Source organism: Paenirhizobium cremeum, from assembly GCF_022884085.1.
In the GTDB taxonomy this organism is placed as follows: Bacteria; Pseudomonadota; Alphaproteobacteria; order Rhizobiales; family Rhizobiaceae; genus Allorhizobium; species Allorhizobium cremeum.
Map to the genome: position 1 here is coordinate 1 of NZ_JAGGCS010000029.1, position 9,868 is coordinate 9,868.

10 protein-coding genes are annotated in these 9,868 nt (G+C 61.0%); 3 read left to right on the top strand and 7 right to left on the bottom strand.

The window, feature by feature from the left end; translation table 11 throughout:
• Positions 1–732 (top strand): methyl-accepting chemotaxis protein (locus J5N58_RS25630; RefSeq protein WP_244714280.1); only part of this gene is annotated, 732 nt, incomplete at its 5' end.
• 183 nt (positions 733–915) lie between these two features.
• Here J5N58_RS25630 and J5N58_RS25635 read toward each other — a convergent pair.
• Positions 916–1,404, bottom strand: a complete 489-nt coding sequence (locus tag J5N58_RS25635) for a 2-thiouracil desulfurase family protein (protein WP_244714282.1) — start codon at positions 1,402–1,404, stop codon at positions 916–918.
• Between the two features lie 108 nt (positions 1,405–1,512).
• Between J5N58_RS25635 and J5N58_RS25640 the strand changes: the two genes are divergently transcribed.
• Together J5N58_RS25640 and J5N58_RS25645 are read left to right on the top strand one after the other, a co-directional pair.
• The gene (locus tag J5N58_RS25640) at positions 1,513–1,779 is read left to right on the top strand and encodes a hypothetical protein (RefSeq protein ID WP_244714295.1); all 267 of its coding nucleotides are present in this window, start codon (positions 1,513–1,515) and stop codon (positions 1,777–1,779) included.
• 48 nt (positions 1,780–1,827) lie between these two features.
• Complete coding sequence (locus J5N58_RS25645; RefSeq protein ID WP_244714297.1) at positions 1,828–2,286, top strand: hypothetical protein; 459 nt, start codon at positions 1,828–1,830, stop codon at positions 2,284–2,286.
• Positions 2,287–2,774: 488 nt separating this feature from the next.
• Here J5N58_RS25645 and glyS read toward each other — a convergent pair whose 3' ends face one another.
• The 6 genes from glyS to J5N58_RS25675 form a co-directional block, all read right to left on the bottom strand.
• Complete coding sequence (glyS, locus tag J5N58_RS25650) at positions 2,775–5,120, bottom strand: glycine--tRNA ligase subunit beta (RefSeq protein ID WP_113437394.1); 2,346 nt, start codon at positions 5,118–5,120, stop codon at positions 2,775–2,777.
• Positions 5,121–5,237: 117 nt separating this feature from the next.
• On the bottom strand, positions 5,238–5,534 hold the full coding sequence (locus J5N58_RS25655) for a HigA family addiction module antitoxin (RefSeq protein ID WP_112828980.1): 297 nt from the start codon (positions 5,532–5,534) through the stop codon (positions 5,238–5,240).
• A 19-nt stretch (positions 5,535–5,553) separates the two neighbouring features.
• A complete protein-coding gene (locus J5N58_RS25660; protein WP_112828979.1) occupies positions 5,554–5,835 on the bottom strand; it encodes a type II toxin-antitoxin system RelE/ParE family toxin in 282 nt (93 codons plus the stop codon).
• A 75-nt stretch (positions 5,836–5,910) separates the two neighbouring features.
• Complete coding sequence (locus J5N58_RS25665) at positions 5,911–7,842, bottom strand: DUF2207 domain-containing protein (RefSeq protein WP_244714299.1); 1,932 nt, start codon at positions 7,840–7,842, stop codon at positions 5,911–5,913.
• A 21-nt stretch (positions 7,843–7,863) separates the two neighbouring features.
• Positions 7,864–8,415, bottom strand: coding sequence for a LemA family protein (locus tag J5N58_RS25670; protein ID WP_112830974.1), 552 nt, complete (start codon positions 8,413–8,415; stop codon positions 7,864–7,866).
• A gap of 129 nt (positions 8,416–8,544) precedes the next feature.
• Positions 8,545–9,868: DUF2207 family protein (locus tag J5N58_RS25675; protein ID WP_244714301.1), on the bottom strand; the 1,324-nt coding region annotated here is incomplete at its 5' end.

The window sequence follows — 9,868 nt, forward strand, 5'->3', positions numbered from 1 at the left end:
CGCACCGAACGGCAGGCGGCAAACCTCGAGGAAACCTCGGCTGCTCTCGATGAGCTGACGGTTGCCGTTCGCCAGACGGCGGAAGGCGCGCGTGAGGCCGCAAACCGCGTCAACGCGGTCTCCTCCGAAGCCCGGCAGAGCGATGCCGTTGTCGCCCAGGCGATTTCCGCCATGAGCGGCATCGAGCAGTCCTCGAACGAAATCTCCAAGATCATCGGCGTGATCGACGAGATCGCCTTCCAGACCAACCTTCTCGCGCTCAATGCCGGCGTCGAGGCGGCCCGTGCCGGCGAAAGCGGCAAGGGCTTCGCGGTCGTCGCCCAGGAAGTGCGCGAACTCGCCCAGCGGTCGGCTGCAGCGGCCAAGGAAATCAAGGACCAGATCGCCCGCTCCTCGGCCCAGGTCGAACAGGGCGTGCAACTGGTCGGCGAAGCTGGCGAAGCGCTGAAGCGCATTTCCGGTCAGATCGAAAGCGCCAACGACATCGTGTCGAAGATCTCCTACAGCGCACAGGAACAGGACACGACGCTGCGCTCGATCTCCGCTTCGATGAACCAGCTCGATACCGCCACGCAGCAGAACGCCGCCATGGCGGAGGAAACCACGGCTTCGGCCGAGGTGCTGGCCAACGATACGGGCGACCTGCTCGAACTGATCCGCAGCTTCAGGGTCTCCGGCTCGCAGGAGAACAACCTCTCCGACATGGCGAACCGCATGCGCATGGCAAGCTGAGCCGTTTTCTACCCCTTGAACGCGGGGGCGTGAGGGAGCCGTCGGACGATATATGTCCGGCGGCTTTTTATTTGCTTCAGGAATAGATGCGTCTGGAGCGTCTCCCGTGATGATTGGGCATGTACGCAATGACAGCTCCGAGCTTGCGGCTTACCCCCTCTGACCGGCAGACCGCTTTACCTGCTATTTGCGAAGACGCTCAGCCAGCGCATCGATATCGTGATGGGAAAACACGTCTATCCCCGACCGGCGGAAAAGCGCTGCGGTCACGCCATTGCCCGCATGCTTGCGACCGGCGAAGGAGCCGTCATAGATCAGGCCCGATCCGCAGGAGGGGCTGCCGTCGATCAGCAGCGCGAAGGCGCAGCCATTGTCTCTTGCGAAGGCGAGCGCCCGTTCGGCACCGGCGATGAATTCTGCCGTCACATCGCCGCCCGTCGCCTCGACGACGCGGGCCTTGCCGTCCAGCACATCTTCGCCGGTAAGCCCGTTCTCGATCTCGGCGGGCGGACGCGGGGTCTGCAGGCCGCCGGCCTGCTCTGGACAGAAGCCGACGAGCCGACCTTCTGCCGACCACCGCTCAATGGCGGGATGCGACAACGGCTTGCCCTTGCCGTCGTAGCGGACCGGGCGACCGAGCAGGCACGCGCTGATGAGGATGGCCGAAGACATGCGACTTCCATTACGCCGAGCGACACACAAACACCATAGCAAACCGTCTTGACTCGTACGACGGTTGGTACTTATGTACCAATGTACCTAGATGAAAATGAGCCTATCATGCCCATGATTGCGAAGACGCAGGTGGAGCGCATCCAGACCGGCATCCGGCTGGAAAAGCGCCTGGTCAAAGTTCTCAAGGCGCTCGCGGAACACAAGGATCTGACGCTCGGCGATCTGGTCGAGGGGATCGTGCTGCACGCCTTCGAGGGCAAGAAACCGTTCTCGGACGATACGATCGAGGTGATAACCCGGCTGAAGGCGATCTATGACCTCGACCTGACGTCCGAAGACAGCCACCTGCTCTCCGACCGCAAGGGAGAATAGCGCCACGATCAGTCCTGTGTCCCATATAGCTCCAGCAAAGGACAGGATATGTTCACACCGCAACACGACGACCAGCAACACACGATCCGTCTTCCCATGCCGCCTTCGCGCTGCTTCGGCTTCTTCACGCCGGAGGGAGAGCGTTTGTGGGTGGAAGACTGGAACCCGATCTACTACCACCGCCCCGCCGGCGACAGCCTCGAGGGAACGGTGTTCTCCACCGCCCAAGACGGCGCCGTCACATGGTGGACCGTGGTCCACCATGATATTGCGCGCGGCACAGTCCGCTACAATCGCCTGACGCCCGGTGTGCGGGCGGCCATCGTCGATGTCGAATGCGCACCTGCCGGCGACGGCAGCGAAGTGACCGTCCGATACCGGCAGGTCGGACTTGACGACAAGGGCAACGATCTCGTTCGGCAGATGGGCGGCGCAGCCTTTCGGACGATGATCGAGACGTGGGAGAAACGTATCTCGGCCCTGCCGGCAGTTGCCGACCCCGCCTGAGAGGAGCCCCCGCTTGCGGGGGCTCGGACTGCAGACAAACTCTTCACGGACTTTATCTTGCGATCCGACGGCGCTTCGCCCACTGCCGTCTTCCCGGCCTTGAGCCGGGAACCAGCGCGATCAAGGCCTTGATCGCAAAGAGCCTTGCGCGCGACGGACATCGCGCCGCCGTCATGCCGGAACAAGTCCGGCATGACGGCGGAGAGATTTTCCGTCTTTGTCGCGGTCTAAGCCTCTCGACAGGCAGCCTTTCACCGGCGCATGTCCAGCGAAAACGGAGCTGCCTTCAACGCTCCATGCCTTTTTAACCACGCAATTCCGGACGCAAAACCGGTTCCCACTTTTGCTGGAATTGTTCCGGATCACCCCGTGATCTTCGAGAAGTCCGCGACCGTAGCCGTTGCCTCGCGGATGGCCTTCAGCAGCGCCAGGCGGTTTGCCCGGATGGCCGCATCCTCGTCATTGACCAACACATCGTCGNTTCCGGATCACCCCGTGATCTTCGAGAAGTCCGCGACCGTAGCCGTTGCCTCGCGGATGGCCTTCAGCAGCGCCAGGCGGTTTGCCCGGATGGCCGCATCCTCGTCATTGACCAACACATCGTCGAAGAACGTGTCGACGGGCGCGCGAAGCTTCGACAGGGCCTGCATGGCGGAGCGGAAATCCTCGCTCGCGACGGCATCGACCGCTTCCGCGCTCGCCACCTTGATGGCGGCGAAAAGCGCCCGTTCGGCATCGAGCTTCAGGAGCGCATCCGACACGGCATCGGCAACCACGGTGCCCTTCTTCTCTTCGGCGGCCAGAAGCTGGGTCGCACGCTTGGTGCCGGCCAAAAGGTTCTTGCCATCCTCGGAGGTGATGAAGGCGGTCAGCGCTTCGGCACGACGGGCGACCATCAACAGATCGTCGGCCTCCGGCGTCAGCACGGAATCGATGATGTCATGGCGCGCGCCCTGGTCGCGCAGATAGACCTTCAGGCGATCATGGAAGAAGGACAGGAGGTCGGGAACCAAATCACGGGTCTTCATGTAGACGGTGTCGTCATTCGCCGCGAAATGATTTGCTATTTCGTTGATTACTTCCCAGCGCAACTCGGCCTTCATTCCCCAAAGGCGACGGCTTTCATTCAATATCGAAAACAGTCTCTCCAGTTGCTCTCGCCCCTTAGAACGACGGTCAAAATGCACCAAAATACTATGCAGTGGAACAAGACTGAGATGAGATAGTCGTACATTGCGCTCCAGAATGATGCGGACAATACCAAGCGCCGCACGGCGCAGCGCATAGGGGTCCTTCGAGCCGGTCGGCTTTTCATCGATGGCCCAGAAGCCTACGAGGGTATCGAGCTTATCGGCAAGGGCCACCGTGATCGCGACCTTGTCGTCCGGCACGCGGTCGGAGGGGCCCTGCGGCTTGTAGTGATCCTCGATTGCGGTTGCGACGGAGCCATGCTCGCCCTGCAGCAGCGCGTATTTGCGGCCCATGACGCCCTGCAGTTCCGGGAATTCGCCGACGGCTTCGGTGCGCAGGTCGGCCTTGGCCAGCACCACGGCGCGGTCGACCAGCGCCGCATCGGCGCCGACGATCGGGGCGAGTGTCTTTGCCAGCGCCCGGATGCGAGAAACGCGCTCGCCCTGCGTGCCGAGCTTGGCATGGAAGGTGACGTTCAGCGCGTCGAGCTTGGCCATGCGCTGGTCGAGCGGCTTTGAAAGGTCGAGACCGAACTTTTCGGCGGAAGCCTTCAGCGTTTCCAGATCCGGCAGGTCGCCCTGGTCGCGCTTCCAGAAATGCAGCGCATCCGAAAGGCGGGCGCGCACAACCTTGCCGTTACCATGCATGATCTCCTTGCCGCCATCCTTCGCCTCGATGTTGGAGACGAGAACGAAATGGTTGGAGAGGCCTTCGGTCTCGCCATGGGGACGAGTGACGAAGCACTTCTGGTTGGTCTTGATGGTGAGACGGATGATCTCGGCCGGGATCGTCAGGTAATCCGCCTCGAAGGTGCCGAGCAGCACATGCGGATATTCGACGAGGCCGGACACCTCTTCCAGCAGGCCTTCGTCCTCGACCAGATCGAGGCCGTTGGCGAAGGCGAGATTGGCGGCGTCCTGCGCGATGATCTGCTTGCGGCGCTCGGCATCGAGGATGACCTTCGCCTTTTCGAGGCTCGCGACGTAATCGTCGAAACGGCGAACCGTGATGGCGGCAGGCGCGTGGAAGCGGTGGCCATAGGTGACGTTACCGGCGGTGATGCCGTCGATCTCGAAGGGAATGACGACGGTTTCGTCGTGATCGGAGCCGAAGGTGCAGACGATGGACTGCAGCGGCCGCACCCAGCGCAGCGCTTCCGGACCCTTGCCCTCGATCCCGCCATAGACCGAACCCTTCGGCATGGAGGCCGAACCGGACCGCATGGATTTCGGCCAGGGGAAGGTGCGGATAATGCCGGGCATGACCTCGGCGATGATTTCTTCCGCCGCGCGGCCGGGCTTTTCGAGATAGGCGACGTAGAAATCGCCCTTTTTCGGATCGGTCTTGACGGTTGCCTGATCGATGGAGGTAAGGCCCGCGCCACGCAGGAAGCCATCGATGGCGGGCTGGGGCGCGTTGACGCTCGGGCCCTTCTTCTCTTCACGGATATCGGCGGAACGAGCGGTCAGGCCGCGAATGTCCAGCGTCAGCCGGCGCGGCGTCCAGTATTCGCGCGCGCCCTCGTAACTCAGGCCCGCTTCGACCAATGCATCGGTGACGAGTTTCTTGAGGTCGCCGGCAGCCTTGCGCTGCATACGGGCCGGGATTTCCTCGGAGCGGAGTTCGAGCAGAAGATCGGGCATGGGACTGACTTTATCTTTGTTGCTTAGGCTGCGGCGGACTTAGCAAGCCCGGCGCAAAAAGTCATCCATGCAATCGCGGCAAAATGCGTGATCGGTTCAAGGAATAAAGCTTATCGGCTACGCTGCACTCATCACCGGAATGGCCGCGATCTCCTGCGCCTTTGTCATCGCCGCCACCTTGAGATCATGGCTCGTCTGAAGGTTCATCCAGAATTGCGGCGTTGTATTGAAAAAGCGCGCCAACCGCAGGGCGGTATCGGGCGTCAAGGCCGTCTGTTCGGCAACCAGCCGTTCGATCCTCGTGCGCGGCACATTGAGTTTCCTCGCCAAGGCGCCAGCACTCATGCCCAGAGGCAGGAGGAACTCATCCCTTAAAATCTCTCCCGGATGCACCGGGGGCAATTCTGCGACCATGTCCCGTCCTTCCGTTGTTTCAATGATAGTCGACGATCTCGACATTCTCGGCACCTCCGTTCACCCAGACAAAACAGATGCGCCACTGATCGTTGATGCGAATGGAATGCTGCCCCCGTCGGTCGCCTTTCAAGGCTTCCAGCCTGTTTCCCGGAGGACTGGCAAGATCGTTCAGAGCGAAAGCGTTATCGATCAGGGTCAGCTTCACGATGGCACGGCGCAGAAGATCGGCCGGAAATCCTTTCGGCGCTTTTCCCGACGCGACCGCCTCAGTCAATGCAGAAGCATAAGACCTTATCAAGACGCTCTCCCAACCCGTTCAGAATGTATCATGTTGCGATACAAAACTCAACGCGATTGGTATCGGGTCAGTAGCCTACCACCCGCCGCCGCCGCCACCGCCACCGCCGCCGCCGGAAAAACCTCCCCCGCCTGAGGAAAGACCCGATGACGAACTTTTCGGCGGATCGGGAAGGGTTGAGGCGATGGTCGAGGCCATGGATGAGGAGAAACCGCCGATGCGGCCACCGAAATCGCCGGGGCTTCCGCCGTGATACCAAGCCGGCTGATAGGCGGCAGCCCCCGCCTCTGCCGTCGCGAGCCATGTCTCGAAGGTGCGCGTCCACGGCTTTTCCACGCCGAGCGCCACCGCATAGGGCAACAGCGTCTCGAAATGCTGCGGCGACATCTTCGGCGCGCCCTGCATGTTCATCCGGTCCTTTTCGGCGAGCGTCATGTAGATGCGCAGGCCCTCGATGCCATCCATCAGCTTGCGGCCGAGCGGCGTCGGCGCACTCATCAGGAAGAAGAAGAGCGCATTGACGAGCACCACGCCGCCAATGGCTGCGAGCACGCCGATCTGGTGGCTGTCCTCCAGTTCCACGAAGATCGCCAGCAGGAAGCTGGAGAAGACGGCGAACGCCACGGCGGAGATCGCCGCCAGCCCGATGATCGAGAATATGCGGACGGGAAGCGAGGCGCCCCGGCGCAGCCCCTTGCCGAGCCTGACCGCAAAGCCGCCGAGAAAGACCGCGAAGAAAATCGGCACGAACATCATGCCGATGGTCTCTTCACTCAGATCGCCGAACATCAGCAACGCGACGAAGACCGCGCCGCTCAGCACCACGCCGCCGAAGATATAGCCCGAGTTTGCACGGTAGTACTTGCCGCGATGTTCCTTCTCGATGGCCGAGCGGAACTTCTGCCCGACCGACTGCACGCGCCGGCCATTGGCCTTGTCGATCACCAGTTCCGAACCTGGTTCGCCCACTTCCGCGAGCAAGGTTGCCTGCCCCGTCGGAAGCTTGCCCTCCAGCGGCTTGTCCGTCCGGCGGATGACGATGGATTTCTCGAGATCGTCGAGAACGACATAGCCTTTCACCGCAAGATCGAGGGCGGAAGCGGAGAGTGCCGTCCAGCCCGCGCCGGAAAAGCCCTTGTTGTCGATGTAATTGACGAGCGCCGGGGAAATGCCATCCGGCGCATCCCAGCGCGGCACGATGATGCCGCCGGCCGGATCACGCCCCACCGCCAGCCATGACCGCAGGTAATAAACGAAGACGAGGGAGAGCCCGCCGAAGCCGATGATATTGGCGAGATTGTCGCGCAGCAGCCACCAGAGGTTCTGTTCGCCGGACGGCGCGGCGACCGCGCCTTTCGGCAGGCCGACGACGATGGTCAGTCCCTGTTCGGGCAGAAGCCGGGCGGTGGTCTCGAAATAGACGCCCTCGCCCGTTCGCAACATTCGCGCGTTGCGATCCGTCGCGCCCAGATACCCCGTGTAGTAGGCCGTTTCGGTCGGCTTCACGCCTTCCGGCAAAACGACGGTGGCCGACGCTTCATTGATGGGAAACCGCCAGCCATTGCCGGTCACGTTCCAGTAGAGTTCGTCGTGATCGTCGAAATAACGGATCTGTCGGGCGGTGCGGTAGGCGATGCGATAGGTGTAGTCGCCGGGAGCGAGAAAGGTGTCGGCGGAACCGGCATAGATGCGGATGCCGCCCGAGATGTTTTCGGTGTGCCAGGCTTCCGTCTCGCCATCCCGTTCCACCGACAGGAGTTCGAAATCGACCTTGGTGCGGCGTCCCTTCGCGTCCTCGGCGTAAAGCGGAAAATCGCGGAAGATGCCGCGGCGGATCTCATTGCCCTCGGCTCGGACCGTAATGGTTTCCGTGACCTCGAGGCCGGCATCCGCGGAAACGACGATTTGCGCATCGTAGCTGCGGATGAATTCCGCTGCTGCGGCAAGGCCGGGCGAGAGCGCCAGCAGGCAGGCGAGGCCGAAGGCGGCGAGCAGGCGAATGGACATTACCGAGGCTCCGAAGCGGCTTCAGAACTTCACTGTCGGCACGGCGCGGTCGGCCTCGTTGGCAATCTCGAAATAACCCGCTTTGCCGAAGCCGAAATTGCGGGCGACGAGGTTGGACGGGAAGCTGTCGACCTTGACGTTCAGATCGCGGGCGGCGCCGTTATAATAGCGGCGCGACATCTGGATCTCACCCTCGATGGTCTCCAGCGACTTCTGCAGTTCGAGGAAGTTCTGGTTGGCCTTGAGATCGGGATAGGCTTCGGCAAGCGCGATCACCCGACCAAGCGCCTGACCGAGCAGGCCTTCCGCCTGGGCACGACCGGCGACATCGCCCGAGGGCACCGCCTGCGCCCTGTTGCGCAGTTCGACCACCTCTTCGAGCGTGCCCTTTTCATGGGCGGCATAGCCCTTGACCGTTTCGATCAGGTTCGGGATCAGATCCGCGCGCCGCTTCAGCTGCACGTCGATGCCCGACCATGCCTCCTCTGTCATCTGCCGGGATTTGACGAGGCCGTTATAGACATAGACAACGTAAAGGGCGACGGCGGCAAGAATAACGAGGATCGTGAACATGAAATGGGGCTCCCAGCTTTGACGGGCGCAGGTTAACCGGTTGCACCGTCAAAGTCATGATGCATCGAACGGTCGGCGAATAATGAGGCTGACGGTGTGGACAGCATCCTCATCATCGGCCCGACAAGCCTATGCTTCCCGAGCTATTGGCTTGATGAGCCAGTCCGGCTCGTAGGATGCAAGGCCGGCATCGGCTCGCCATCTGTCGAACGCCCCAGTCCATGCGGTTTCAACGCCGAGCGCAATGGAAAAGGGGAGATAGCGCTCGTAGGTTTCGACCGACATCGCGGGACCAACGATTTGACCCAGCATATAGCGGCGCAGGAGGAAGACGTTGTCGCGCATGTCGCGAATCTGCCCGGTAAGCGGCTTGGGAAGTGCGAAAGCAATACCCAGCAACACGATCAATAATCCGATGGCAATCGTTGCCGGTATCTGTTCCGGATAAGGCGGATGACGAACAGCATAGATCAGCAGAAGGAAGAACACCGCCGGCAACCCAATCAGGTAAAGAATGGCGACTTTCAGCGCTCCCTGCTCGCCTGTCGCCGATCGCCCTGCGCGTTCCGGATGCATAGCCAATTGAATATAAATCATTACGATTGCAGCAACCACCAACATGGCACCCATGAAATATTGCAGCCCGGAGAGATAAGCGGTCAGCGCACAAATGGAGAGAAGCGTGAACAAAAGCACCCATTCCGCCGATTTTCCTTGCCTCTGAAATTCAGTATATTCTTTGAGAACAGCCGCCTTGTATTCGGATTTTCCACCTTTCAAAGCTTCGACAATGCTCAGTCTGGCGTCACTCAGCGGTAGCCAGGTCAACTGCCCGCGCGCAACCCGAAGCGATAGCGGCCACGCCTCTCTGGAAAAAGGCGAGCTTAGACCGCCCACCCGATCATTTACATCGCGTCGTTCTACCTCGCCGGACGCCTCAGCGGATGAAAGACGAAACTCTCCCATGATGGCCAGACGGCAGATGGATCCGAAAAAGCCAGCTGCCCGCCAGTCGGCCAGCCATTTTCGGCAGAGATAGGCAGCAAGTGCCGGAGACGTTTGTTGGAGCAGGACGTGATCGATCAACGTCAGATTTGAGGCTTCATTGTTTTTCAGGCGCTTCAATCTCAACCAGATGAAAGCGACCGTAATTGCCGATCCCAGCGTAGCCAGTACCGCGTGTGCATAATCAGTCAACCACCAGCGAATTGGGTCAAGATCGCTTGTCGCCCGGAAAGTGCCCAGAGGATATTCGATTTCGATGTCGTGCGAGACGCGGTCGGCGGCTCCCGCAGCAAAGTACACGAGGAATTCGTTTCCACCTCCGCTTTCGATTTTGTAGCCTCGTTCGGTACCACCGCTCGAAAGGAGCTTTCCGCCCGCCGGCACGGTCAACTTGACCTTCTTCTTAGCACTAGGACCTGTTGACAAAGTGGATTCCCAAATCAGCAGA